Source organism: Candidatus Aenigmatarchaeota archaeon, from assembly GCA_016932615.1.
Taxonomy (GTDB): Archaea; Aenigmatarchaeota; Aenigmatarchaeia; order QMZS01; family QMZS01; genus JAFGCN01.
Genome location: JAFGCN010000009.1, coordinates 19,986 through 43,885, shown reverse-complemented (window position 1 = coordinate 43,885; position 23,900 = coordinate 19,986). Strand labels below are relative to the sequence as shown.

Genomic DNA, 23,900 nt, shown 5'->3' with positions numbered 1-23,900 from the left:
AGCAAAAACTGCCCTCTTTAAAGGCAGATAAAGATATTTATAGATAAATAGTAATTATATTTAGGTGATAAATATGCCAAACGGAAAAGAAGATGCGCTTGAAAGAAAAAGAAGTGTGGTTGCGCTCTACCTCATGGGAAACGTGCCCGAAAAAATATCGGAGAAGCTTGCCCTGCCTGCCAAAAACGTCCGAAAGGACCTTCGAAGCATGGGAATCGCCGCACTTGAAGAGAACCTCAAGTCGGAAGCCCAGGTTGTCCGGGAAGTGCGCCAGGAAGCAGAGCTTATGAAGCAGGAGCTCTGGAATATGTACGTCAATTCCAAAAACAACGAGGAAAAGCTGAAGATTCTGTCCGAAATCCGGCAAACCTTGGGCATAAAGTCGGAAACTGCCGGGCAGATAGTAAAACCTGCGCCGGTTGTAAGGCCACAAGTATCTGAAAAGAGCCTGTGGAAAGACATAAAGGAGAATTTCTTTGAAAACGGCTCAAACGGCAAGCCAAAGGAGATGGAAAAAAAAGAAGCCGAAAAGCCGCAGGAGATAGTTGAGATTATTGAAGTTCCTAAGGAATGCCCTCCTCCAAGGGTCTGCGCGGCCCCTGCAAAACAGGAAACCGCCGCTCCAGAAGGAAAGGCAGTAAAAGCCGAGGAAACGCCCAGCAAGGCGTATATTCCTGGCGAGGAATGGGACAAGCCCTGCGAGGGAAAAGAAGAGTCGATTGAGATTGTGGAGCTAAAGGACACAGAAAACTCTAAAGAAAAAAAGGAATGATTACTCAAGGGCCTTTCTGAGGTCTGAGAGGCGGTTTTGCTTTAGCCGGTTTTCGATTTCCCTTGAAAGGGAAGCAAAAAACGCAATCTGCTCGTCGAGGTATTCATTTACTACCTTTGCTCCCTTCGGGTCTGCCGGCTTTTCCTTTTTCAGGTCAGCTTTAAGGTCAAAGAAAAACTTCCCATAGCCGTCGGAAGCGACCTTTGCGGTTGCAAGCATCTGCAGGTTTCCTTCAGCTTCTGCCTTGTCGATTCCCCTCAAAAGGACTTTTACCTCTTCATTGTATTTTGTCTGGACTTCCGTGAAGTAGTCCAGAAAGGTCGGACCCTGCTGTGCGCCCTTTTTGAGCCGGAGCGTCTTTACTGACACTTTTGAGATTTTTTTGACCTTCAGGTTTTTACCTTTTGCGGGAGCTTTTGGCTTTTGAATTGGCTTAGCTTTTGCCCTGAAGGTTTTAACTGTCTTTGCTTGCCTCTTCACAGATTTTTTAACCGCTTTTGCCGAAACTTTTTTTGCTTTTTTCATATTTATTGTCCACCGCCAAATTCCTGACGAAGCCAGGCATCTCGATCAGAGCCAGCGCCCGGAGATTCGCCTCCTGCGCCGCCAACCTGCTGAGGAGCTTCTTCCATTATATGTCTACCGGTAAAACCAGAAACCCTTCTCTCCGTACCCCGATAAGCACTTTTTATGGCTCCGCCCATCATCTTAAGTGCCGCCAAACCGCCAAGACCGGCAACTGCCGTCGAATGACCTGCTGCGTAACTCGCCAAAGTATGTGCCGCGGCAGATGCTGCTGGAGTGAGGGTAAAACTGGCAATTCCTGCTCCTACTCCCACTGTACCCAATGCCAATGCTCCAGCCCCAACTACTGCCGCAGCAGGAGCTGCTTTCTTAACATAACCCATGAGCTTTTCGGCCTTGGGACCGCCAAGGTAGATGGTGGTCTCTCCTACTTTGGCTCCCACTCTACCACCACCGCCACCTCCGGGGCCTTCACCTCCATAATTGCCGCCTGTAACTTCCTCCACTTTGTCGCGCCCGGCCGCCTTAGAAACGATTGAGCCCATCCAAGAGCTATAGCTTTTTGAATTGAGCGAGCGAAGTTCCTTGGAGGTGGTTTTATAGGAATCAAACATACCTTCATCGCTGATTCTGGTTTCGCCCTTGACTTCAAATCTTCTCTTATCTTTGTTAAAATTAAGCTTTGCATAAGTTCCTTCTATTGGCTCGCCGTCTTTATCAGAAAGCTGAAGATAAAAATCCTTGCCGCCATTCATTGTGCGTATCTCACCATCGATAATATTTTCCACCCCCTTCTTGTCCCTCACCACATAGCGGGCTGACCCATTTGTAAAAGCAGCAATTTCCTGAATATCTTTTTTCAGGTCATAGCCGACCTTTCCTTTTTTCGAGCCGCCGGAATCCTCGGGAGAAACAGGGTCAAACGAGCCGGACATAAGCTCCACCAGAGACTTTGCAGAATAAATCTTGTCTCCATCTTTGTTTTCGCGCTCATTTAACTGAAGGTGAACATCCCCGTCAAGCTGGATATACTTTTCGCCATCTGCATCCTGAAGAAGCTGGCTGGTGCCTCTTTTTCTCCGTCCACCGCCGGATATAAAGTCGTAGGTAACCTGAGTGCCATCCTCGGAAACCTTGATATTTTTGTATTCGTTTGCTGATTCTCCAACCCATCCGCCGCCACTACCGCCGCCTCTGCGGCCCGTGCCGGTTCCTGTGAAGAAAGAAGGATTCTTGACATTCTTCATGCCCTTGACATCATATAAGTCGCCATGCTTTTCTACGCGAAGATAAGTGTCAGTTTCCCTTCCATTCCTGTCCTGCACCCGGACATAATTATTTCCATCCTTGCCCCTGACCACCTCCGACTCAAATAGATTATTGGGGTCCTCGACAACCACTCTTCCTCCTTCACCCTTGGTTACAGTATAATTGCCTGCCGACCCGGAAACGGTTCCCCGGGAGCCATAGCTAACACCGCCACCCATAGTACTATAAGTATTCTCTACTATACTTCCTCCTAGAGGCACTGCCCCGGGTGCGCCACCAGGTGGACCTTCAGAAGATTCCGAAGATTCCCCCTTCTCCTCTATACCTACACGCCTCATACTAAACACGGAATCGTTTACTGGATCCTGGACAATCTCATAAACCTCCTGATAATTAGGATTAACCGAATCTTTAACTACATATCCGTACCGGGCCTTATCCTTCATAGGAGAAGCATCGCTATACTTTTGAGCAATCTCTCTATCTACCCTATAGGTGTCTCCAAGAGCATAACCATCTCTGGTAGGAGTCAATTCTCTAAATTGGTCGCCACCACTAAAAAGCAAGTATGCTTGCCTCCACGGATCGGCCTTCTTCTCTTCCTCAGCCATAAGTCCTCACAATAATTAAATTAGCCGCGCTTTATATATATTGGGCTGGATGGCTTGGATAAGCTAATTAAGGCAACAAATTAAAATCAGGACGACCACATCACGCGGCTTTTGCCTCCGCGCCTCCGGTAGTCTTTCCCAACCCTTTCTACAACCTTGCTGGGGCTTCCGCCCTTTATGATTTTGTTTGCTTCTTCGGGCGAGAAAAACACTCCAAACGGGTCATCTATTTCAACGTCCCTTTTTCCTGCAAAAAACTTGAGCCGGCCGTCAGGGCAACGCCTTGCCTTAAGCTCGGTGTATGTAGAGTCCAGCGGGTCGGTTTCGTTTTTCACGAAAATTTCGCCGTCATAGGTCACTTCAACCGGGCGGGTAACATATTTTGTATTTTTGCCTTTCTTTTCCACCTCCTGGAACTTGGCATAAGGCCCGCTCCTTTCCAGATAAATCCGAACATGGGTTATGTCGGGCCGCTTCTCTGCCTTTTCCTTTTCCGCCGGCTTTTCCGGCGGCTTCCATTCCACTGCTGGCTCAGGCGGAGCTACTGGGGCGGCGGGGGCAGAAGCATAAACTTCCGGCTTCTTTTCTTTTGGCTTTGAAAAAAACTTCTCGTCTGGGACCACCACCATATCCTCCGGCTGGTAGCTTCCGTCATCATCCTTGCTGAGCCGAACGTATTGAGGCCCTTCGAGATTTGCATATAATTTTCCGTCAGCGCCCTCTTTCACTTTTTCCTTCTTTACGAAAGTCCCTCTTGAGGTTTTTACTTCATAAGTCACGACATCCCCGGATTTGGTTTCATTCTGGCTGGTGATGTCTATCCTTAGGTTTTCGGGTGCTGCTTCGGCAGACCTTCGGGCCGCCATTTCCGCCTCAACCTCCGGAGCGGGCCTCCTCGCCCTTTCGGAAGGGGCTTGAGAAAAACCCTCAGGGGCAGTATCCTGCCGTTTTGCCTGAGGTGGAAGACTCCCGTATTGCTGGGCAGGCTCCATTGTCTGGTACGTCATGCCAAGCTCCTCGGGAGTATTTCGCGCTTCCTCTATTAGCTTGTAGTCTCCCATTCCAACCGGCTTAAGCTGGTAAGTTACAATCTTTCCTTCCTCGGAAAGCTGCCTCAGCTTTATGTCTTGCCCTTCCTGGTATAAAACACCCTCAGCAAAGTCCCCGTTTTGGTACAGAAGCTTTGGCTGTCCCTCATCGACTATCAGCTTTACGAAATCGTCTTTATAGGCAGACTTTCCGCCAAAAATATCCTCTTCTTTCCTGCCAAAAACATCTTCCTTTCTCCCAAAGTCCTCTTCCCCGGCCATTCCCTATAATCTAATTAGCAGCCACGCTATATATATTCCAAAAGCTAAGGCGCATCCTTTTTCCCGGGCTTGCCTTTATCTTCAAGGGAATTGTAGAGAAAAATTATCGGAAGTGAAACAAGCGCAGAAGCAATCAGCACTGCACGCACCCCATAAGCATCCGCAATCAGGCCTGCGGCCAACGGAGCAATAAGCGTCCCGATAGAGGCCACCATTTCTTTTACTGAGCCAGCCGTAGCCCGAACTCCTGAAGAAACCCTTTTCTGAAAAAGCGCGCTTCTTATGGGAAAGCGCAAAAACATCACTGTGTAAAAAGCCATCCATAAGACCAAAAACAAGGCGGGAGATTCGACAAATGCAATAAGGGAAACCAGGAGGAAGACAAGAATTTCTGAAAGCACAAGCGCCCGCCTTTCGTTTTCAAAGCAGGAAAGAAAGTTCGTGCTAAAATTCGAAAAGACCGCACCAAGAACACCGATGATTGCAAATACCAGCCCAATCATATAAAGGGAAATGCCTATGTCAAGCATAAACGGCTGAAGGACAACTGCCGTCATGCTCGCAAGTGAAGTCAAAAACGCGGCCAGAATCAAAATCCTCAGGGTGGAATTTCTCCAGACAACCCGCATAGACCGCATAGAAATTTTACGCGTATCGGAAAGCGCTCTTCCAAAACCACTAAACCGCTTTTTTGGAAAGTGGTCTCTGCCAAAAAATGCAATAAAAATCGCGCCAAGAAACATCAAGCACCCCTGAAGATACCACAGCCAAGCCATAGAAAGCTTAGCAACAATTATACCCGAAACAAGATAAGCAAAAACCTGCCCCGCGTAGTTGATGCTGGTTGTCCTTGAGAGGGCGGAATGCACATATTTTTGCTTTCCACTTTTCTTAAGAAAGTCCACAAGCCAGGCCTCGTAAGCGCCGGACGCAAAAGTCGCGCCAGCGGACATTGCAAAAAACAAAGCCCCAATCCAAACCCAGTTATCGCTAAACGGGACAAGAAAAACGGTTATTGCGCCAATCAAAAAAGCAAGAAACACGGAAATCTTCCTTCCAAAAATATCCGCTATCGCTCCGGTCGGAACCTCAAAAAGAAGACCTGCCAAAGCAGACAGGGAAATTATCAGGCCAATCTGCGAATAGCTGATGCCAACGTCAAGAAAGTAAAGCGTCCAGTAGGGCGCCACAAAGCAGGACATTCCGATAAGAAACTCGAAAATATAGAAAAACCAGAGCATCTTAAACTCCGACCCAATCGACAGGCCTCTTTTCATTAATCACAATGCCTCACTCAACAACAATCCCAAACTTTCCGGGCCAGGAGTCCTTTATCTGCTCGTCTGTAAACTCCACAGGGCAGCCGAATTCCTTTTCAAGGAACGGGCCTGACTCCCGGACATATTCTTTCTCGCCCAAAAGGAAATCGTTCATGCCGGACTTGAAAACCCTCTGAAGGTATTTCTGGACAGACTTTGCGTTTCTTTTTGACTCCTCGATTTCCATGGAGGCCTTTATAAGGTCGCCAAGGTTTCTTGTCTCTTTCAATTTTTCCGAAACCATTTCCGAAAGCCCGTACTTCCAGCCCTCAGGAACAACTATCTTAATCTTCTGTGGCTTTTCGAGCCTGCTAAGCTCAAGCACTGCCCTTATGTCGTCCAAAAGCCCGGAAAGAATCTTCTCGGATTTTTCAAGCTCTGTGCTGTAAGAAATCTTTGCTGCCGGCCAGGAAGCGTTTGTTACAAAGCCCGGCTTGCCTATAAGAGACCATATCTCCTCGCATATGTGGGGGGTGATAGGCGCAAGAAGTTTTGTCTGAGTTTCTATGTACCTGTCAACTGCCTCCTTGTTAAGTTCAACCGAACGTTTCCGGTACCACTTGAACAGGTTTCCTAAATTAAAAAACCCCGCCTGAAGAGCAGACTTGGTGTTCCCGGCAGAATAATGCTTTTCAGCAAGCCGGGCACAGTTGTCTATCTCCATTTCAAACCAGTCATCAATGGCCGACCTTTTTGAATTGCCTTTTCCGTAATTTTCAATGGCAAAGTTATACCACCCCCAAAGCTTAAGCTCTATTGCCTTTGCTTCCCGAAGTTCTATGTTTGCGTCTTCCATTCCCGTGTCACCGGCGTATGAAGCCAAAAACCGCAGGACGTCTGCCGGGTAATCCCTGACTGCGTCTTTCATGTAAACGGTGTTGCCCTTGCTCTTGCTCATTTTCTCGCCATTAAGCATTACATATCCATTGACTGCGATTCCTTCAGGCCAGTTGCTTTTCGGGAAAACTGCCGTGTGGTTAAATATGCAAAAAGTCAGGTGATTTTGCACAAGGTCTTTTCCTGAGCTTCGAAGCTGGAAACCGTTTTTGTACCAGTAGGAAAACTCTTTTCTAAGGCCCTCAACCAGCTTTGGGTCAACTTTGTTTTCAGCAGCAATTTTTTCTGCATCCCCCCTGCCGTAGAAAACATGGTCAAAGAAGCTTTCTGTGTACGGCTTATCGGCGCGAAGCTTTCCTTCCTGCAGGATATGTGAAATCGTGTAGTAGGCCATGTAAATCGTGCTGTCGGACAGGCTCTCTATTACCTGCGTTTCGTCAAACGGAAGAGTGGTGCCTAGTGACGTCCTCCTGTCCCGAGTGCATGCCCAGTCGTTAAGCCAGTCAATCGTGTAATGGAAATTTTTCTTCAGGTCATCAGGGTACGCCTTCATTTCGTCCACGCACTCGTGCGCAATCTTCTTCCAAGTTTTGTCCTTGTACCTCAAAAACCACTGGTCCTTTACGAGTTTTATCGTGGCGGTTGTAAGGCACCGGCAGACAACTTTTTGCGGAATTATATAGTACCTTAATGCAATCCCTTTTCCTTCAAAAAAAGAAATAATCTCCTCCTTTGCCTCGAAAACTTTCTTTCCCTCATGCCCTGAAATCTTCAGGACTCCGGAATGGAACTCTTTTTTGTAAATCTCGTCCGTTGCCTTGTCAAGCTTTTCGGTATCCTTTTGCGACCTGATTTTCTCGCGCTCAACAATCTCTGCGGCAGGAAATTCCCCGTAACCCTCTAGCTTTATGACTGAAACAAAATCAAACTCCACTTCATCTTCCCTGATTCCATACTCCTTCAAGACGCCCTTGTTTTGCCTCAGGTCCCTTACCGCAATATAGTCGAAAGGAGCATGCGCCGGAACGCTCATGACAATGCCGCTTCCAACGGAAGTGTCGACAAATTCGGCAGGGAGAATTATTGCCCTTGCACCGTTTGAGGGATTCACCACAAACTTTCCTATAAGCTCTTTTCCGCTCAAGTTCTTCTCGACCTGCACGCCAAAGCCCTGGCCTTCCAGGTCAGAAACCATCTCTTCCGAAACTATCCACTGCTCCCCATTCACCATGGCGCGGGCATATTTTCCGGCGGGGTTTATCCAGAGGTTTGTAACGCCATACATCGTTTCAGGCCGGTAAGTCATCGCAGGAAGCTTTGCGCCGTCAAGCTCGAACTTCAAAAGCACGACCTCTTCGGGGTTTACACCTTCGCCTTCGGCCCTGTCATGGTCTCCTATCGGAAAGCCGCACTTCGGGCAAAATATTACGGGGTGAGTTCCCTTCTCGACAAGCCCCTTTTCCTTGAGCTTCAGAAATTGCCAGCGTACAAAAGAGTCGTAGGGCTTGTTCAGGGAGGTCGTGATAAAGCTTCTCCTCCAGTCTATGGAGTAACCTAACTTTTGAAAGTCATCTTTCCACAACTCCGGGAAAAAAGCAATCCAGTGCTCAGGGTCGGAAAAAGGCCCAACATCCGAAACGCCCATGCTCTTTAAAATCTCAATCTGCTTCTTTTCCCCTTCAGCAACCCGCTTTGCAGCAGCCACTATCGGCTGGCCCGTCGCGTGAAATCCCTGTGCGTAAAGCACATTAAAGCCCTGCATCCGCCTGAAGCGCGCCGTCGCCTCAACCCTCATGGAAGTGAGCATATGGCCCATGTGTCCAATCCCATTGACGTAAGGGTATGGGCAGCAGACCATGAATTTTTCCCTGCCATCCGGCTTTGGCTCAAAAATACCTGCCTCCTGCCACTTCTTCTGCCACTTGACCTCAATTTCCTTTAAATCCATAACTTAAGAAAAACTAAAAAATAGGCTTTTTTTCAGGAAACTTCGGGATTCTTGCGTATTGCCTCCTCGTCCTCTGCAGAAAAGGGTGGCTTCATTAGCATCAAAAGCTTCATCCGGCCAGAATATGAAAATTCTGTACCGGGTGGTATCTCGACCAAATCGCCTTTCGAGACAAGATAATCTCTAAAGCCCACTATGAACTTGCCACTTCCCTCAAGGACAAAATAAAAGTGGGCGCTTCTCCGGTTTAAGACAAAATTATCATGCCCTGTTTTAGAGTCCACAACATATATCTCAAGCTCCCTATCCTGAAGGCCAAACCTGAACCCCTCAAGACCTTTTTGAGAAAAAGTCGGGGCTTTTGGAAACGCCTTTACGGGGCAATCCAAAGGCATTATAAAATAAGGCCCGTAAAGCATATAAAAACAAAGGTTTTAAGTTATGATAGGAACGTTCTTCAAAAAGCGTTTGCTGGTAAGAGATGTAATGTCCACAGGGATCATAACTGTAGAGCCAAACGATACCCTTATCGAAGCAGGAAAAAGGATGAGCGAAAACAGGATAGACAACCTTCTCGTAGTCGAGAATGGAGTCCTTAAGGGAATAATCACTTCAACAGATATAATCAAGAAGGGCTTGGCCGAAGGCAAGGCCCCTAAAACAAAGGTAAAGGAGATAATGACCGCCCCCGTAAAGTTCGTCTCAGAAGAGGAGCAGGTGCTTCATGTTGTAGATAAGATGCTCATGGACAACATCAAAAGATTCCCTGTAATGGACATGAAACGAAAGGAGCTTGTCGGAATTATAACCGTAAAGGACATAATGAGGGCAATGCCAAACTTCCTTCTTGACAAAATCGAGTGGCTTAGGATAAGGCCTGGAAGCGAGAAAAAGTCAAAGAAAGTAAAGGGAATCTGCGAAGTCTGCGGCAAATTCACAAAAGACCTGAAGTTCTCGAACGGAATGTGGGTTTGTGCGGAGTGCGAATAAGACCATTTGATTTTTAGAAAGTTATTTTTTGCTGTATCCAGAGAAGCCCATATTATTGGGCAAGTCGCGAAATCTATTTTACCTTGATTACCCCCCGCAGGATCATCTCGTCGATTCTCTTTTTGTCGTCCTCGCTCACAGAAGCAATGCTCTCGTAAACTTCCTTCGAGACGCGCAAGGGACTTTCCTGGGCAATCTTCTCGTAAATTCCTGCCTCCTTGAGCTTTTTGTATCCGACGCCCATCTTGGCAAGTGCAAGAGACGCCTTTCCATTTGCGTAAACATTTGCAATCGACCCTGCAACTGCGCCTGCAATTATGGAATGCGAAATTTTCTTTTCCGCCTCGCCGAAAACCCCTTCCCTTACCATATCAACCGTGCCAAGACTGAAAAAGCTGCTAAGGTCATCGGTAAAGCTTCCAAGCTCGCCTCCGCTTGCAATGTAAGCGGCAAGAGCCGCCGCGGAGCCAACTGCAAAAGCCGCCCCGTACCCAATTCCATTGGCAAAAGTCTGGTTGACTCCAACAGAAAGAGTTTCATTATCGAGCACGCTGTCACTTGCTGCCTTGCTGTGGTATTTTACATGGTCTGCAAGGTTGCTCAGGTATCTTTCTCCTGCCCGGATAACCGATGCCCCAAGGCCATATTTCTCTTTTGTTCTCCCAACCACGGTTTCCTCTGGCATAATAGACTTCGCTAAAAATGGATTAGTATCAGCTCAGCCAGTCCTTGTTCTCCATCTTGCTTGGGAGATAATCCTCAGTTATGAAGGTAAACTTCTTGGCGCTAAGGGCTTCAAGCTCGAACTTGAGGCCTTTCTTTAGCATATGCTCCATCTCAGACCTCCACTCCTTCTTCTGGAACCACTGGTAATTCATCACTTCCCTGATTCTCTTCTTGTCGCCATCGTCAAGCTTAATTGCAACCCCATCGGGAATCTTGTACTTTTCGTGGTCAAAAGAGCTAAGCCCCAGAAACCTTGCCTGCGGAACAGCCATCCTGACGGACTCGTACGCAAGGTTTATAGAGCCCTGCCTGACGACAGAGTAAATGTAAAATCCCCAGGGGTCGTTGTCCACAAGGACAAAAACCGGAAGCTTAAGCTCGTCGTGAAGCCGCCTCAAAAGCCGCCTTACACCCCTTGGCGGCTGACCTCCTCCATGAAGAATTATGCAGTTGTGCTTTTTCCAGAACTTGTCCTCGTTGAACCTGGACCAGACTGCCTCCTTTTCTATGAACAAAACATACTTTGCCTCGCACTGCCTGAATTTTATTATGTCCGGCTCGACGATAGAAGGAACGCCCCAGCCGCCGGAGCCCATTTTTCGAAGGTCTATCGTGTCTCCAAAGTCCTCAAGCGTAAGGTTTCCGACCATGTTGCCCTTGCTCTGTGCTCTCAGGTGAAGCTCTTCACGAAGCGCGTTTGCGCTGACCTCGATATCCTCAATAATCGGATCAGACTCAATCTGATCATCGAAAGTGTTCTCCTTAGTGCCGCCGATAGTGTGTTTCGTATTGTAATAAAGGTCCCTGATGGACGTGGTCTTGCCTGACTTGATAAGGTCCTTGCAGGCATTTGCGACAATGAGAGTCTGCATGAATTTCCTTGCGTCCTTAAGGTCAAAAAATGTCCTCTTCTGTGTCTTGTCTCCCAAAAGAACCATGTTTTTCTCCTCATCGAAAAACACGTTGCTAAGCGTCCTTACTGCAATTTCTATTGCGGGGTCTTTTCCCTCCTGAAGCATCTTTAGCACATCCTCTCCAAATTTCTGCCTTATCCTCTCGATTACGAGCTGGGCTTCTTCCTCCGACCTATTCATTTTCTTTTCCATAATTAGGGTTCCCTTCTCTTTTCTATTTCCTTGTTGATGAGCGCAAGAATTTCCTCACGGTTCCGGTCAGTGAGGTTTGACAGGGCAATTGCAACTTCTTCGCCGTATTTTGAAAACACTTTGAGGCGTGTTTCCCTCGCATACTTTCTCTTCTCGGCAGAGATGTGCCTCTGGAGCTTTCGCCCGACCTCTCCTACTGCAAGCTTTATTTCCTTTATGATTTCGGGGTAAGACGCAATCGCCTGCTTTCCTTCTGAAATAAAAGGAACCCAGACAGAGGCCATGTGAACAACAATTACAAGTGGTGCGCTTGGAAGGCTTCCGCTCGGCTGCGGGACGCCATACCTCTTCCAGGGGGTCTTTACGACTGCCTTGAATATTGCGCACTCGGACTGCTGATAAAAAAGAGGGACCTTATTGGTAAACCTTATAAGCTCTGAGGAGGTATCCTGGGGAGCATCCTTTAGATATGCAAGACCCACTTCAACCTGAAATGGAATGGCCCTGTAAACCGCAACCGGCCTTGTGCATGCCGCAACAAACTCTGCCGGGTACTCGCTTTTAAGCCCACGCATAAGCTCCTCCTCCCCAATCGGGGATAAACAGTCAATGGAAGGCCTCTGCAGCTTTACTGCCTGCATTGCAGCGAGGAGCTTTTCCGCCTGGTCCCGGCTTATGGCATTCGGCCTCACCTGAACGTCAATTCCTGCCTTCTGGCAAATTTCTTTTGCGGACTGACCGCCTACTTTCGAAAAATCATTCATGAGGAAGGAAAAAAGCGTCCTCGAGTTGGTTCTTGCAAGCATCTTCATAAGCGTTCCAAGCTCGACTCCATAAGGGTGCGCCTGGACTGGCTTGGGCTTTTTCGGAAGCTCTTTTGTTACCTTCTCAAAAATCTTCTTTGTCCCTTCCGGGTCAACAAACACAATCCTTGCGTGCGGGTTTGCAATCGAAGTGTATTTCAGGAAATCCTCAACACCCTTGACTTTACGGTAAACTCCCTTCATCTCCAAAACCACTTTTAGCCCATGCGGCTTTGGCACATCGGAATTCTTCTCGTTTGTGATGATCGGGGTATTCCTGGAGGTGTCAAGCCCCATGTCAAAAGAGTACATCCGGCTGTCCTCGGTCTTTGTCTCTATGTGTGTCGGCTTTCCAGTCGTAAGCTGGGCGTAAAGCACGCAGGCGGAAATACCGATCCCCTGCTGTCCCCTCGACTGGATTCCGGCTTCGCCAAGCGACTTGAATTTCGAGCCGCAAAGAAGCTTTCCAAGAACTCTTGGGGCATGCTCTGGGGCAATTCCCGGCCCGTTATCCTCGACGGAAACCCGGAAATTGGAGCCATCGACGTTCTCGATTGAAACAAATATGTCCGGGTGTATTCCTGCCTCCTCACAGGCATCGAGACTGTTGTCTACTGCCTCCTTAATCATTGTTACAAGCGCTTTTGTGGGATTGTCAAAGCCCAGCAGGTGCTTGTTTTTCTCGAAAAACTCGGAAATGGCAATTTCCTTATACTCAGCCATAAAGAGTCTTGGATTAAACTTTTAAAAGGGGTTTTGGCCTATTTTGGCTTAAATCGGCAAATGGTGGCAAAATAAGCAAATTTTTCTACCGGACGGGATGATTAAACAGGTTTTCGTAGGCCCTGAAGGCGAGCGGCTGCTCCAAGCGCTTCAATTGCCCCTCCAGCGCCTTTAAAATTTCCTGGTGGTAGGCACTATCTGCAAAAACTCCCTCCTCCAATCCTACAGGCCGATAGTTCCTGAGCGCTCTAAGCGCCTCATTTGAACCTCCAGTAATCCTAGCAGAAACCGCATCATCAACCGCCCGATGCCCTCTATCCAACAGGCCACGAATGGCACCCTTGTGATAATCCCGCTCAGCTTCAACCTCCAGGTATAGCGGGTCATTGAATTTTAAAAGTTCCAGGTCAATTTTGCCAAATTCCTGAACCCGAGCCAAACTTCTTCCAAAAGAAGCGACATCGGCGACTGCTTTCGCGGAGTCCAGCAAAAAATCAGATGGCCAGTACCCGGAACCCCCTCTATTGTAGTCAGAAATCTTCAGACTCCTGCAAGGGAAGTCATGCCCCAATGAAGTAGTGCCTTCAAAATCATCATAACTGCCCCTCCAAAGACCAAGATTGCTGCCCTTAAGCTGCTGAAGGTAAAATTCTTTTAGATAAGGTATCTTCCCTTCTCCTTCATCAAGGGGTGAAGTGCCGCAAACAAGAATGGAATCTACCGGGAAATTCCTCCAGCGGCCATTTTTTCTGCCTTCTGGGGGAACCATAACCACCTCAATTTCAGGAGTATTTTTAGCCCGGCCTCTCCGGGGGCTAACATCCCTGAAAAACCCATAGGGCTCTTCAGAGCTCCCTTTTGAGCTTGGCAGAGGGCTTTCCACGATAAATCCAATTTCAGGCCTTGGCTCGGCGGGAAATAACCCCGATTTAGCCAGTCGTCCAAAATACTCGCTCTGAACAAGTTCGGGTAACTGCTTTTCTAGTTCCTGCTTTCTGACTTCTGAATCTGCTCCAAACATAATATAAATTGGTATCTAAAAGTACTAAAAAATCACTCCTGCAAGCCCCATAACTCCCCCAAAATAAAGGAAAACAAGAGTCAGGGAAAATACCATCGTAAACCTGACCCCTTCCTGTATATCCACGAAGCTTCTTGTGCGCCTTAACTCCTCGAATTCCTCTCTTTTAAGCCCCCGTATGTCACCTCCAGCCAGCACATCATCTTCCTTGAGCTGGCTTACGGGAATTTTCCTCTTCATCCCCGCCTCGACAACCTTTGCGTAAGTGTAAAGCCAGGGCAAAAGGCCCATCACAAAAAAGTAAGGCACAAAAACGGAGGTGGCGATTCCCGCAAAAAGGGCCCCGATATATATCGCCCTGCGCCGCCCAAGCTCAACCCAGTATCGGGAAAGAATGCTTCGGTTCAAAATCCCGTAAAGCACGATGTAAAAGACCGAGTAAACCCCGCCCACCAGAAACAGGGTGAACATGAAATAAGCTGCATATGGCAGGACTTCAGTGAAAGGTGAAAGAAATCCCGCTGAAATGGCCGGAAGGCAAAATCCAAGCCCGCCAAGAATCCAGGCGTCTCCATCCCCCCAGACCCTTGCCCGGTAAAGCAAAAGTCCGGACAGGAGAAAAACAATGCCCGTCAGAAGGGAACTGACAGCAAAAGACAGGTCAGAATTCACAAGTGAGTAAACCAGCCAGTAGAAAAGCCCGCCCGAAATAAGAACCGCCGGAACCTCCTCATGGACATTTGATGTCTTGAGGTCGTAAAGCCCCGCAAAAACAGCGAGTATAAGGGCAAAAACGAAAGTAAGTAGCATAATGTAAAGAATAATTATGTTAAAGCACGTCGCGATTATCCCCGACGGAAACCGCCGCTACGCCGAGAAGAAAAAAATTTCCCTGAAGGACTCCTACCAAAAATCCATCGACAAGCTTCCGGAATTAGTATCCTGGTGCAAGGAGCAAAAAATTGAAATCCTGACAATCTGGGGATTTTCAAGCGAAAACTGGAAGAGGTCCGAAGCCGAGATTGGCACGCTTCAGGAGCTTTTTGATGGAAAAATGGAGCAGGCGCTTAAGGAAAAGCTTCTCGAAAAGGAAGGCGTCCAGGTGCATATCGCCGGAAACCTTTCCAAGTTCCCCGCACGGTTTCAGAAGTTTTCGAGGCAAATCGAGGAAAAGACAAAAAAGAATAAAGCCCTGAAGCTGAATCTACTGATAAATTACGGGGGAAGGGAAGAAATCATAACGGCAGTAAATAAACTTCTTTCCGAAAAGAAAAAAAGCGTCACCGCAGAGGACTTCAAAAAATACCTGTGGCTTGACAACGAGCCGGACCTCATTATCAGGACCTCAGGTGAGCAGAGGACAAGCGGCCTTCTGCCATTCCAATCGGTTTATTCAGAACTCCACTTCTCCAAAAAGCACTTTCCTGACTTTGGAAAAAAAGATTTTCTGGCGGCAATAAAGGACTACAACAAAAGGCAGAGGCGATTTGGGAAATAGGTAATTGAAAACCGCACGAAAAAAAGACAATTGTGATTGCAGATACTGTTGCTATAAAAACCAAAACTTCCAGATAAAGTATGCTTATCAGAAGATCTTTCTGGGATGGTTATGAAATATGTGGATATTGTAGTGAGTTGGGATTTCCTCGAGGTAGTTCTCCAACAAACTTCTATTGCATGCATCATAGAACTGAAGATGGTCTGCCCAGAAAAATAGAGGTATCCGCCGAAACTGGACAAAAAGACGTGATGGAGGGGCGTATTGGCTGCTCGGACTTTGAGCCCTGTGGTATGCCTGCTCTTCCCTCTACTATCGACAGAATGTGCCTAAGAAACCAAAAGGCGACTCTTATCCCTTCAGACCCTACCCTAGAAACCAACCTTGATTTTATTAATCGGCGATTAAGGTACCCTTACAAGGAGTTTTATGGAGGGAAACTAGTGATTAACGATATAATTCCTTAAGCATTCAAAACAACCCATAAACTCAATTTATTCCTCGTCCCCGCTGCTGAACTTGTCCAGAGGGATTTCGGTTTCTCCTCTAAGCTTCCTGATTTCATTTGCCAAAAGCCACAAGGCAACCCCCAGGGACTTCCTGTTAGTGACATTTAGGGGAACTATCAGGTCTATTCCGCTCGTGTCAGAGTTTGTGTTGCAGAAAGCGACAAGAGGAATGCTGTTAAGGTTTGCCTCTGCGACAACGTTCCTTCTTTCGTCCGCATTTGTGACCAGGACGACTTCCGGTTCCGTAAACCTTGCGTTCTTTGGGTTTGAAAACAGGCTTTGCCTGTAATTATCTACCAGTTTGGCGCCTGTTGCCTCCGCAAATTCCTTTGCTGATTCATAGTCCAGGTCAGAGCAGACAATAGCGATTTCCCTTTTTGGGGCAAGGAACTTTGCCGCAACCCTTATTCTCTCATCAATGGAAGGAATGCTGAACATATTCCTGCCTGAAGGGGTCTCCCAGGACATAAAGCGGTCAAGCTTCTTGTTTCGCGATAACTCTCCCTTGTTCATCCTGAACTTCTTGTAATCCTCGCTTGGTATGAGCAACTCCATAATTTAAAACTTAAAAGATAAATTCTACTATGGCAGAAGAGTTAACACGGGTGTACACAATACCCCTTAGGAGGGCAAAGATAAAGCCCAGAATAAAGAGGGCCAACGCAGCAGTACGGATAATCAGAGAATACCTGATGAGGCACATGAAGGCAACAGAGGTAAAGATTGAAAACAACATAAACGAGTCCGTCTGGGAGAGGGGAATCCACACAATTCCTTCCAGGGTCAAGGTGAAAGCCACCCGGAAAGACGGGATTGTAAGGGCAGAACTTGCCTAGATTTAAGCAAATAATCATTACTTTTAAATAATTTTCATACAATTATGAGCCGAAAACCAACTCCCCCGAGTGACAAGTCAAAAATCCATAGGTATGACCCGGTATATGGCACAGGGTCAGAGTCCAGAAAATTAGACGAATTAATAGGAAAAAAAGCAGATTACTTGCTAAAGAAATACGGAAGTAAACTTACCGTTTCCCAAGGCGAAAGCTCAATAATAATTGGGCTTACCTATCCAAGAGAGCAATATCCTTCGGTTCCAACTCCAGCTGAAAGGCCTACCGGATCTCAATATCCCTGGCTCCCCGATTATAATCCAGATTACAGGGACCAGCTTAGAGCCTGGACTCTTTCCCAGCCAGGGCAAAGCCGAAAAAAGGAAAGAGACCTGTTTGATGGCATAATCACCCGGCATAATGGGGCAAAAAGAAATGCGATCAGGATTGACGAAAAAACCCCAATGATCTTCCTAGAGTTGCCTTTAACTCCTGGAGGCGTTCCTCCAAAGGGAATGGACCTAAAAGGATATGTGGGTGGGGCTATAAAGGATTTAAGCGAAGTTAGAGAGCAAATTTTCAAACTGAATATTCCGCCTAAACGAGACCGGTATGTTTAAGGGATCTTTTTAGATCATGGCCCATTGAGATCCGCACTTGCAAACATTTCAGAGCTTCCCGGCGGCAAAATCAGAGGGTAATTGCCAAAAATGGCCCTAAAGGGCAAAAACAGCCCCTAAAACCTTAATTATATCTCAGTTACTATAGTTATGGACGAAGAAAACCAAAAAAACGAGCAAAATGAGCCAGCAGCAGAGCAGGTAGATTCAGAATTAGCAGGGCTTCCTTTTCCCCATTCAAGGGTAAAGGACTTGCTTAAAAGCAAGCAAAAGGAAGGAGTATTTATCAAGAAAAGGGCGGCAATAGAGCTCAACCTATGGCTTGGCAAAATGGCCGAAAAGGTTGCTGAAGAAATCGCAAAATCGGACCGGGCCTATGTGGCAGCTGAAGATATCTGGAGAATAACAAGAAGATTTGACGCTGTGGACATAATCGAAGAGGAAAAAAAGCGCCTTGACGCGCACTTAGAGGCGATAAAGGCAGATGTCGAGCGGCTCCAAAGTGAGCTTAAACGGGTCTAAAAGGGCATTTTATTTGAAAATTTTGTTTGTATAATTTAAACTTATCTAAGTCAATTATGGATGTTAAGCTAACCTTCTTAGAAAAGCCAAAACTTAAAAATCCCGTTCTTGTCGAAGGCCTGCCCGGCGTTGGCGGAGTCGGAAGAATTGCTCTATGCTACATTGTCGAAAAGCTGAAGGCAAAGAAATTCGCCGAGATAACCTCTTCCTATTTCTTCCCGCTTGTCCTCATAAGCCAGGATCACGAAATAACCCCATTAAAGCTTGAATTCTTCTACTACAAAGCCGCCGGCAGGGACATAATTTTCGTCTACGGCGACTCCCAGCCAGTTGAAAACAATGGGTATTTCCAGATTTGCGAGAAGATTCTTGAAATGTGCAAGGAGTACAAGGTAAAGGAAATCATCACCGTTGGCGGATTTGGCACAGGGATAGAAATGGAAAAGCCGCGTGTCCTTGGGGCAGTTACAGACAAGAAGCTTGTCAAAAAGTACGAGCCGCACGGCATTATTTTTGAGGAAAAGAGCAAAATCGGCTCAATATATGGAATTTCCGGCCTTTTGCTTGGCATTTCCAAAAACGAAGGAATAGAAGGGTGCGCGCTTTTGGGCGAAACAATCGGCTACCCTATACTTACCGACCCTAAAGCGGCTGAAGAGGTCGTAAAGGTCCTTATGAGCCTATTGAAGGTAAAAGTTGACCTCAAGGCGATGGACAAAAGCGTAAAGCAGCTCGAGGGCTTCCTTAAGGAGCTTGAGGACAAGACAAAGCACCTGACAGGCCACCCACAGAAAACCGCCAGGGAATATGCCGATTACATTGGCTAAAGGAGGTTAAAAGCTTTACCAATCCTAATTATGGAACTCACAAGATTCGAAAGGGCAAGAATAATAGGTGCAAGAGCTCTCCAGCTCTCATATGGCGCCCCTGCACTTGTAAAATCCAAGGCAAGCCCAATGGAAATGGCTGAAGCAGAGCTTGACAAGGGAGTTCTGCCAATAGTGGTTTTCAGAAAGCAGGCAAACTAGTTTAAAATTTATTATCAAATTATGGGTTCGTGGTGTAGCTAACCTCTTACCACAAGAAATGCGGAAAAAGGTCTACAATGGTCTAGCATCGGGGCTTAGGGTGATTGCCTAACGGGTGCGTAGCCTAGCCTAGTGGGTGTTAGCTTATCGCCGCTTGCGGCGAGGGCGTCAGAAATAGCCTCAGACCCGAGTTCAAAATCATACCTTTCCTGAAAAGAAAGGCCTGATAACCCCCAAGGAAGCATATTCCGAAGGGATTGAAAATCTCGGCGAACCCATCAAATCTTATTAATTTATAGAAGTTATTAATGGGCGAAAGAAAACCCGAGCCAGATATTAAGGAACTTCTTAGAAGGGTGTATGGCGCTCCGCCTAGCGAAAAGTCGGAAGGTTCCTGGGTCAAGAGAAAGAGCAGGTAAGGCCGCTTTAAGGTTTTATTCTAAAAAAGAATTGGCTTAGAGTTTTGGACTTTCAAGCAGGGCCGTATTTCATTCCTTCGTAAAGGAATTTATCTGCAAGGCGCTTTACCATGCCCCACACTTCCTCTTCACCAATGTTTGTGGTATCTATTGTATTGGAGTACTTGCTAAATGACCTTGGGTCAAGCCCATAGAGCCCAAGATATCTCTCAGTATCCCGGTCGTCTCTTCTCAACTCCTCGTTAAGCTTCAGAAGCTCTTCCCTTGAAAGGTCTGAAACGGGCTTTTCAAATTCCCTAAAGGCCATTCGCCTCATCTTTTCCTCCGGCTCGACTCTAAGCGCTATGCTGAGGTTTGGCTTACCCACTCCGTCGAGCATTAGATGCCAGATAGAGACAAACCGAGAAGTCAAAACCAGGCACTCTTCGGTTTCAATAAGGTGCTTTATCACCCTCCTGTCAACGGCAATGTCAAGATTCATCAAATCTTTGCTCTTGATTTTCGTAAGCTCGCCGACGCTAAGCCCCATTTTGCCTGCCTCCTCCCTGAAAAAATCCCCGGTGTTCAGCATCCTGAATTGGGGAGCATAATCTGCAAGGCGCCTCGCCATTGAGGACTTGCCCGAACATGAGCCGCCGGAGATAAGCATAAGCTTTCCGCCACCAACAGTAAGCTTCTTTAAATCAACTCCAAGTATCTCCAGGAAGTGTTCCAGGGCTGCTTTCTCGGAAGAGTCCATAATAAAGTAGCAAAAGCGATTAATAACCGAAACGCAAAAATGGCTGAAAAAGGCGTACCCCTCATCGACACTGCACAGGATGCTGCTTCTGCAGCGAGCCTGAAACATTTTGCGGTTGGGGGAAATACTTTTAATTAAAAGAGGGTTTATGAAGGCGTATGTTCTTTATTCCGGGGGGCTTGACTCCATTCTTGCAATAAAGCTGATGCAGCAGCAAAAGATTCCTTTAAAGGCCGTCCATTTCACAACCCCTTTCTTCGACAGGTCTGAGTTTTGCAAAAAAGTTGCCTTTGAGGAGGGGTTCGAGCTGGAAGTTCGCGACCTGGGAGAGGAGTACATAAGAATGCTGAGGTCTCCTAAACACGGCTATGGCTCATGCATGAACCCTTGCCTAGACTGCCACATCATTATGCTGCAGGAGCTAAGCAAGATGGCTAAAGGCGGCTTTATAGTCACCGGGGAAGTTCTTGGCCAAAGGCCAATCTCGCAAAAATCAGGGGACTTCGAGCTTATCGAAAAGGAGCTTGGCCTGGAAGGAAAAATCCTTCGCCCCCTCTCGGCAAAGCTCCTCCCGGAAACTGAAGCCGAAAAGGAGGGCATTGTAGACCGGAGCCGGCTTTATGGAATAAGCGGCAGGCAGAGAAACATTCAGTTCCGGCTCGCAAGAAAATTTGCTGTTGAGTATCTTACTCCCGCTGGAGGGTGCCTCCTCACGGAAAAAGAGTATTCGCACAAGCTTAAAGACCTCCTTGAGCACAAGGAGAATCTAAGCGTAGGAGAACTGAAGCTCCTGAAAAAAGGGCGCCACTTCCAGTTTGGGAAAAACAAAATTATCGTCGGGCGAAACGAACAGGAAAACCACGAGCTTGAAAAAATGAAGGCCCCCGAAGACTTTCTCTTCGAAGCCGAAGGCATAAGCCCCATCTCGATTCTCAGCGGGCCAAAAACGAAGGAAGCAATAGAAATGGCCGCAAAGCTTACTTTGATGTATTCGGACGAAGAAAGCGCTGCTGTGAAATATGGAAAAAATTACGAAAACAAGATCTCTGTCGAAAAGCCCGAACGCACGGACATGGAAAAATTCAGAATTATTTAGCAGAGCTCACTTTTGAAAGAATCTCATCGATCCGCTTATGAAGCTTGTCAAGCCCAAAATTGTTGTCGATCTTAAAATCCGAAAGAGCCATCGTGTCAAGCACCTTGTGACCTCCAGGCGGCTCGTTTACGCCCTTGTCCTCCTCGTCAAGAGCAAGGAAGTCCTCAAATGTTTTCGGGTCGTCCGGCCTTCCCCTCTTGGCTATCCTATCATATCTGAGTTTCCTGTCAGCATCAATTGAGATGAGAAAAAAACCCGGAAGCTTCCTCAATGCTTCAACTTCGGCAGGGTGTCTTATGCCATCCACCGCATAGTCCCCTCTCCCAATCCTTTCTGAAGCCATTTTTGCCAGGACCCCCCAGCCCTCTTTTTCCCTCAAGCAGTCTCCGGTTTTTGAAAGGGCTTCGGCATCCGGCTCTTCTTCATAATTTTTCCTTGCCTCTTCCCTTACAATGTCTGAAAGTGAAATATAGTTAAATCCCATTGAAACAAGATACTTTGCAACCATTCCTTTTCCAGAAGCTTTTGTGCCGGTGAGACCTATTATCATAAATAACCTTAGAAAATTATGAGAGCAGACTTATTATACAAAAAAACTCGAAAAGGATTTCATAAAGCCAGGGCTAAGCGATGACTGGGCGCGGCATATGGTGTCTATTGAAGAATTTTTAACTGATGAATTCAAGACGCGGTCTATGGGGCTGGTCTGCGATTTCACCGAAAAAATCGATAAAGTTTACACTGCAGTTTTCCCAACAAAAGAAGTGATGCAAAAAGTTTTGAGCAAAAAATCGCAAAATTCCATGCTTTTTGTCCACCATCCATCTGCCTGGGACATAACAAAACCCGGGGCATTCTACCAAATGGATAAAACCCTGCTGCAGAAATTCAAGGACCAGAATATCTCTATTTATAATCTGCATGTGCCGCTGGACAATTATGGGGAATTTTCCACAAGCGTGGCTTTTGCAAATGCTCTTGGAATAAAGCCAGAAAAGCCTTTTGGAAAATATTTCGGGGCTTTGTGCGGGGTGTTTGGAAAGGCAGAGGAATCCTCGATTCAGGGCCTCAGAGAAAAATTCGAAAAAGCTGTTGGGCATAAGGTCAGCCTCTACAAATATGGAGATGAAGAAATCAAAAACAAAAAAGTTGCTGTTGTTGCAGGTGGCGGAAATATGGTGGAGGTTCTTGAAGAATTATTGAGTGAAAACGTAAATACTATGCTAACTGGCATAACTGTTAAGAATGAAATTTCAAGGGCGGCTCATGAATTTGCTCAGCAAAAAAAGATAAGTCTTTTGGGAGGAACTCACTACTCTACAGAAAAGTTTGCGTGTATCGCACTCAAAGAATATTTCAAAAAACAGAGGCTTGCTTGTGAATTTGTCGAAGATAATCCTATGCTGGAAGACCTCTAATCCAAGTTACAAAAAATCAGTAAGCCGATTCTGCCTCAGGAGATTGCTTTTCTGGCGGTAGAACGCCACATCCATGCGTGTCTTCACGTTTTTCATCATTTCCTGAAAGCTTGAAAACCTCTGGGGCGGGTTTCTAAGCGCGTTTCTCACATTCTCCCTGACCTCCCAGACGCCGACAGGCACATCGTACCCCTCATGAACTTCCCTTATCACCAAAGCTCTTGCCTGTCGGCCCATATTCCTCAAGCCCTCAGCAACCGCAAACCTTGCAGCATAGTAGCCCCCGCTTTGTGTCGCCGCATAGGTTTTTCTTCCCCAGGATTTTTCGCCCTCGACTGAAACTTCGGGCAAAGCCCCTTCGCGATTGTTCCAGACGGTCTGCGGAAACCAGGACTCTATCTGCTCAAACTCCCAGAATCCAGGCATCAGAAGAATGTGAAAGTGATTGTCAAGGTAAGTGTTCTCATAAAGTTCAAAAAAATTCACCTGCATAAAGCCCGATATTTCGGAGATAATGTGCTTTCCAAGAAGGTCATCCACTGCGGTTATGCTCCACCTCGTGGGAACAAGTTTCTTGTTTTTCTCAAGCCCCAAGACACCTGAGCTCAATATCTTCGAAATCTGTGACATGTCCAGATTCTGATTGTAAAGCCCAATCGCAGCGTCAGTTGCCTTAAGCCCGCCCTCGACAAGAGAGTATATCGGCCTTCCAATAGAGGGGTTCTCTGTAAGCCGCACCGCTTTAATCTCTCCGGCAAGCCCCATCGGCTGGAGCAGCGGCGAAAACTCAGAGGAAAAGCGCGGGCGCTTCATGAAATTCACCTCAAGGTCTGTCGGTTTTTTTGACAAAGTCAAATCCTGAAGGTCCCGGACATACCGGTCTCTTGAGAGGATGTCTTTGTGAAGCTTTGTCCTGACAAGCGAATACCGCAGGCGGATTATTTCAGGCGCGCTAAGCCCGTACATTTTTTCGGGCGTGTCAGAAGCGCCTAGGTTCTCCCTTGTTACCGAAACCATGGGCCCGACAAAAACACTTGGGTATCCCTCGTGGCCCACAAATATGGAAGATGGAGATGGGCCAAAAAGAGAATCACCCACCTTAGGAACCTCAGAGCGAAAATAAAGTTTCTTTAAGACAGGACAGGTTTCTCTCCCGCAGAGCTTCCTCGACCCCTTGCAGAGAAGGCATTGGCTGGCCATACATTAACATTACCAAATAGGCCAAAAAAGAATAGATAATCTACACAAGCAAAGCTTA

26 protein-coding genes are annotated in these 23,900 nt (G+C 46.9%); 11 read left to right on the top strand and 15 right to left on the bottom strand.

Features of this window, described 5'->3' with window-relative positions; genetic code table 11:
• Positions 1–73 precede the first annotated feature (73 nt).
• Positions 74–772 (top strand): hypothetical protein, encoded by a 699-nt coding sequence (locus tag JW727_02260; protein ID MBN2094846.1) that lies wholly within the window; start codon positions 74–76, stop codon positions 770–772.
• Here JW727_02260 and JW727_02255 read toward each other — a convergent pair whose 3' ends face one another.
• The 6 genes from JW727_02255 to JW727_02230 all read right to left on the bottom strand — a co-directional run bounded on the left by JW727_02255 (position 773) and on the right by JW727_02230 (position 8,986).
• Positions 773–1,297 (bottom strand): hypothetical protein, encoded by a 525-nt coding sequence (locus JW727_02255; GenBank protein MBN2094845.1) that lies wholly within the window; start codon positions 1,295–1,297, stop codon positions 773–775.
• A 2-nt stretch (positions 1,298–1,299) separates the two neighbouring features.
• Positions 1,300–3,177 carry a hypothetical protein gene (locus tag JW727_02250; protein ID MBN2094844.1) on the bottom strand — a complete coding sequence of 626 codons (1,878 nt, stop codon included), beginning with the start codon at positions 3,175–3,177 and terminating at the stop codon, positions 1,300–1,302.
• 86 nt (positions 3,178–3,263) lie between these two features.
• Positions 3,264–4,487, bottom strand: a complete 1,224-nt coding sequence (locus JW727_02245; protein ID MBN2094843.1) for a hypothetical protein — start codon at positions 4,485–4,487, stop codon at positions 3,264–3,266.
• 44 nt (positions 4,488–4,531) lie between these two features.
• Complete coding sequence (locus JW727_02240; protein MBN2094842.1) at positions 4,532–5,764, bottom strand: MFS transporter; 1,233 nt, start codon at positions 5,762–5,764, stop codon at positions 4,532–4,534.
• Positions 5,765–5,777: 13 nt separating this feature from the next.
• Entirely contained in the window at positions 5,778–8,591 is a 2,814-nt protein-coding gene (gene leuS, locus JW727_02235; GenBank protein ID MBN2094841.1) for a leucine--tRNA ligase, read from the bottom strand.
• A 32-nt stretch (positions 8,592–8,623) separates the two neighbouring features.
• Positions 8,624–8,986: a cupin domain-containing protein gene (locus JW727_02230; protein MBN2094840.1), complete on the bottom strand. Its 363-nt coding sequence runs from the start codon at positions 8,984–8,986 to the stop codon at positions 8,624–8,626.
• A gap of 46 nt (positions 8,987–9,032) precedes the next feature.
• Here JW727_02230 and JW727_02225 point away from each other — a divergent pair, with 46 nt between their 5' ends.
• Positions 9,033–9,581, top strand: a complete 549-nt coding sequence (locus JW727_02225; GenBank protein ID MBN2094839.1) for a CBS domain-containing protein — start codon at positions 9,033–9,035, stop codon at positions 9,579–9,581.
• A 73-nt stretch (positions 9,582–9,654) separates the two neighbouring features.
• Here JW727_02225 and JW727_02220 read toward each other — a convergent pair whose 3' ends face one another.
• The 5 genes from JW727_02220 to JW727_02200 form a co-directional block, all read right to left on the bottom strand.
• Positions 9,655–10,266: a hypothetical protein gene (locus JW727_02220; GenBank protein MBN2094838.1), complete on the bottom strand. Its 612-nt coding sequence runs from the start codon at positions 10,264–10,266 to the stop codon at positions 9,655–9,657.
• Positions 10,267–10,294: 28 nt separating this feature from the next.
• Entirely contained in the window at positions 10,295–11,401 is a 1,107-nt protein-coding gene (locus tag JW727_02215; protein ID MBN2094837.1) for a DNA topoisomerase IV subunit A, read from the bottom strand.
• Positions 11,402–11,415: 14 nt separating this feature from the next.
• Positions 11,416–12,939 carry a DNA topoisomerase VI subunit B gene (locus JW727_02210; protein ID MBN2094836.1) on the bottom strand — a complete coding sequence of 508 codons (1,524 nt, stop codon included), beginning with the start codon at positions 12,937–12,939 and terminating at the stop codon, positions 11,416–11,418.
• Positions 12,940–13,024: 85 nt separating this feature from the next.
• The gene (locus JW727_02205; GenBank protein MBN2094835.1) at positions 13,025–13,960 is read right to left on the bottom strand and encodes a hypothetical protein; all 936 of its coding nucleotides are present in this window, start codon (positions 13,958–13,960) and stop codon (positions 13,025–13,027) included.
• Positions 13,961–13,984: 24 nt separating this feature from the next.
• Positions 13,985–14,770 carry a hypothetical protein gene (locus JW727_02200; protein MBN2094834.1) on the bottom strand — a complete coding sequence of 262 codons (786 nt, stop codon included), beginning with the start codon at positions 14,768–14,770 and terminating at the stop codon, positions 13,985–13,987.
• A gap of 16 nt (positions 14,771–14,786) precedes the next feature.
• Here JW727_02200 and uppS point away from each other — a divergent pair, with 16 nt between their 5' ends.
• Positions 14,787–15,458, top strand: a complete 672-nt coding sequence (uppS, locus tag JW727_02195; protein MBN2094833.1) for a di-trans,poly-cis-decaprenylcistransferase — start codon at positions 14,787–14,789, stop codon at positions 15,456–15,458.
• A gap of 179 nt (positions 15,459–15,637) precedes the next feature.
• On the top strand, positions 15,638–15,925 hold the full coding sequence (locus tag JW727_02190) for a hypothetical protein (protein ID MBN2094832.1): 288 nt from the start codon (positions 15,638–15,640) through the stop codon (positions 15,923–15,925).
• A gap of 27 nt (positions 15,926–15,952) precedes the next feature.
• On the opposite strand, the gene JW727_02185 is transcribed toward JW727_02190, so the two are convergent.
• On the bottom strand, positions 15,953–16,522 hold the full coding sequence (locus JW727_02185; GenBank protein MBN2094831.1) for a 30S ribosomal protein S2: 570 nt from the start codon (positions 16,520–16,522) through the stop codon (positions 15,953–15,955).
• 29 nt (positions 16,523–16,551) lie between these two features.
• On the opposite strand from JW727_02185, the gene JW727_02180 reads away from it, so the two are divergent.
• From JW727_02180 to JW727_02160, 5 genes are all read left to right on the top strand, one after another.
• Complete coding sequence (locus JW727_02180; GenBank protein ID MBN2094830.1) at positions 16,552–16,803, top strand: 50S ribosomal protein L31e; 252 nt, start codon at positions 16,552–16,554, stop codon at positions 16,801–16,803.
• 44 nt (positions 16,804–16,847) lie between these two features.
• Complete coding sequence (locus tag JW727_02175; protein ID MBN2094829.1) at positions 16,848–17,420, top strand: hypothetical protein; 573 nt, start codon at positions 16,848–16,850, stop codon at positions 17,418–17,420.
• Positions 17,421–17,570: 150 nt separating this feature from the next.
• Positions 17,571–17,942 carry a hypothetical protein gene (locus JW727_02170; protein MBN2094828.1) on the top strand — a complete coding sequence of 124 codons (372 nt, stop codon included), beginning with the start codon at positions 17,571–17,573 and terminating at the stop codon, positions 17,940–17,942.
• 56 nt (positions 17,943–17,998) lie between these two features.
• Positions 17,999–18,769 carry a PAC2 family protein gene (locus JW727_02165; protein MBN2094827.1) on the top strand — a complete coding sequence of 257 codons (771 nt, stop codon included), beginning with the start codon at positions 17,999–18,001 and terminating at the stop codon, positions 18,767–18,769.
• Between the two features lie 30 nt (positions 18,770–18,799).
• A complete protein-coding gene (locus JW727_02160) occupies positions 18,800–18,970 on the top strand; it encodes a DNA-directed RNA polymerase subunit K (protein MBN2094826.1) in 171 nt (56 codons plus the stop codon).
• 471 nt (positions 18,971–19,441) lie between these two features.
• Here JW727_02160 and JW727_02155 read toward each other — a convergent pair whose 3' ends face one another.
• Positions 19,442–20,128, bottom strand: a complete 687-nt coding sequence (locus JW727_02155) for an AAA family ATPase (protein ID MBN2094825.1) — start codon at positions 20,126–20,128, stop codon at positions 19,442–19,444.
• Positions 20,129–20,276: 148 nt separating this feature from the next.
• On the opposite strand from JW727_02155, the gene JW727_02150 reads away from it, so the two are divergent.
• Entirely contained in the window at positions 20,277–21,224 is a 948-nt protein-coding gene (locus tag JW727_02150; GenBank protein MBN2094824.1) for a hypothetical protein, read from the top strand.
• On the opposite strand, the gene JW727_02145 is transcribed toward JW727_02150, so the two are convergent.
• Entirely contained in the window at positions 21,217–21,774 is a 558-nt protein-coding gene (locus JW727_02145; GenBank protein ID MBN2094823.1) for an AAA family ATPase, read from the bottom strand. The genes JW727_02150 and JW727_02145 overlap by 8 nt on opposite strands.
• A gap of 97 nt (positions 21,775–21,871) precedes the next feature.
• On the opposite strand from JW727_02145, the gene JW727_02140 reads away from it, so the two are divergent.
• Positions 21,872–22,642 carry a Nif3-like dinuclear metal center hexameric protein gene (locus JW727_02140; GenBank protein MBN2094822.1) on the top strand — a complete coding sequence of 257 codons (771 nt, stop codon included), beginning with the start codon at positions 21,872–21,874 and terminating at the stop codon, positions 22,640–22,642.
• 6 nt (positions 22,643–22,648) lie between these two features.
• Here JW727_02140 and JW727_02135 read toward each other — a convergent pair whose 3' ends face one another.
• Complete coding sequence (locus JW727_02135) at positions 22,649–23,842, bottom strand: hypothetical protein (GenBank protein MBN2094821.1); 1,194 nt, start codon at positions 23,840–23,842, stop codon at positions 22,649–22,651.
• Positions 23,843–23,900: the final 58 nt, after the last annotated feature.

What these genes read in the sequence shown, in the direction of transcription:
- JW727_02200 (MBN2094834.1), bottom strand. Translation starts at nt 14,770, where the DNA reads ATGCTACTTACTTTCGTTTTTGCCCTTATACTCGCTGTTTTTGCGGGG.
- JW727_02150 (MBN2094824.1), top strand. Translation starts at nt 20,277, where the DNA reads ATGAAGGCGTATGTTCTTTATTCCGGGGGGCTTGACTCCATTCTTGCA.
- JW727_02240 (MBN2094842.1), bottom strand. Translation starts at nt 5,764, where the DNA reads ATGAAAAGAGGCCTGTCGATTGGGTCGGAGTTTAAGATGCTCTGGTTT.
- leuS (MBN2094841.1), bottom strand. Translation starts at nt 8,591, where the DNA reads ATGGATTTAAAGGAAATTGAGGTCAAGTGGCAGAAGAAGTGGCAGGAG.
- JW727_02255 (MBN2094845.1), bottom strand. Translation starts at nt 1,297, where the DNA reads ATGAAAAAAGCAAAAAAAGTTTCGGCAAAAGCGGTTAAAAAATCTGTG.
- uppS (MBN2094833.1), top strand. Translation starts at nt 14,787, where the DNA reads ATGTTAAAGCACGTCGCGATTATCCCCGACGGAAACCGCCGCTACGCC.
- JW727_02165 (MBN2094827.1), top strand. Translation starts at nt 17,999, where the DNA reads ATGGATGTTAAGCTAACCTTCTTAGAAAAGCCAAAACTTAAAAATCCC.
- JW727_02145 (MBN2094823.1), bottom strand. Translation starts at nt 21,774, where the DNA reads ATGATAATAGGTCTCACCGGCACAAAAGCTTCTGGAAAAGGAATGGTT.
- JW727_02205 (MBN2094835.1), bottom strand. Translation starts at nt 13,960, where the DNA reads ATGTTTGGAGCAGATTCAGAAGTCAGAAAGCAGGAACTAGAAAAGCAG.
- JW727_02260 (MBN2094846.1), top strand. Translation starts at nt 74, where the DNA reads ATGCCAAACGGAAAAGAAGATGCGCTTGAAAGAAAAAGAAGTGTGGTT.
- JW727_02230 (MBN2094840.1), bottom strand. Translation starts at nt 8,986, where the DNA reads ATGCCTTTGGATTGCCCCGTAAAGGCGTTTCCAAAAGCCCCGACTTTT.
- JW727_02175 (MBN2094829.1), top strand. Translation starts at nt 16,848, where the DNA reads ATGAGCCGAAAACCAACTCCCCCGAGTGACAAGTCAAAAATCCATAGG.
- JW727_02155 (MBN2094825.1), bottom strand. Translation starts at nt 20,128, where the DNA reads ATGGACTCTTCCGAGAAAGCAGCCCTGGAACACTTCCTGGAGATACTT.
- JW727_02135 (MBN2094821.1), bottom strand. Translation starts at nt 23,842, where the DNA reads ATGGCCAGCCAATGCCTTCTCTGCAAGGGGTCGAGGAAGCTCTGCGGG.
- JW727_02225 (MBN2094839.1), top strand. Translation starts at nt 9,033, where the DNA reads ATGATAGGAACGTTCTTCAAAAAGCGTTTGCTGGTAAGAGATGTAATG.
- JW727_02180 (MBN2094830.1), top strand. Translation starts at nt 16,552, where the DNA reads ATGGCAGAAGAGTTAACACGGGTGTACACAATACCCCTTAGGAGGGCA.
- JW727_02250 (MBN2094844.1), bottom strand. Translation starts at nt 3,177, where the DNA reads ATGGCTGAGGAAGAGAAGAAGGCCGATCCGTGGAGGCAAGCATACTTG.
- JW727_02215 (MBN2094837.1), bottom strand. Translation starts at nt 11,401, where the DNA reads ATGAATAGGTCGGAGGAAGAAGCCCAGCTCGTAATCGAGAGGATAAGG.
- JW727_02185 (MBN2094831.1), bottom strand. Translation starts at nt 16,522, where the DNA reads ATGGAGTTGCTCATACCAAGCGAGGATTACAAGAAGTTCAGGATGAAC.
- JW727_02190 (MBN2094832.1), top strand. Translation starts at nt 15,638, where the DNA reads ATGCATCATAGAACTGAAGATGGTCTGCCCAGAAAAATAGAGGTATCC.
- JW727_02210 (MBN2094836.1), bottom strand. Translation starts at nt 12,939, where the DNA reads ATGGCTGAGTATAAGGAAATTGCCATTTCCGAGTTTTTCGAGAAAAAC.
- JW727_02170 (MBN2094828.1), top strand. Translation starts at nt 17,571, where the DNA reads ATGGACGAAGAAAACCAAAAAAACGAGCAAAATGAGCCAGCAGCAGAG.
- JW727_02140 (MBN2094822.1), top strand. Translation starts at nt 21,872, where the DNA reads ATGGTGTCTATTGAAGAATTTTTAACTGATGAATTCAAGACGCGGTCT.
- JW727_02245 (MBN2094843.1), bottom strand. Translation starts at nt 4,487, where the DNA reads ATGGCCGGGGAAGAGGACTTTGGGAGAAAGGAAGATGTTTTTGGCAGG.
- JW727_02160 (MBN2094826.1), top strand. Translation starts at nt 18,800, where the DNA reads ATGGAACTCACAAGATTCGAAAGGGCAAGAATAATAGGTGCAAGAGCT.
- JW727_02220 (MBN2094838.1), bottom strand. Translation starts at nt 10,266, where the DNA reads ATGCCAGAGGAAACCGTGGTTGGGAGAACAAAAGAGAAATATGGCCTT.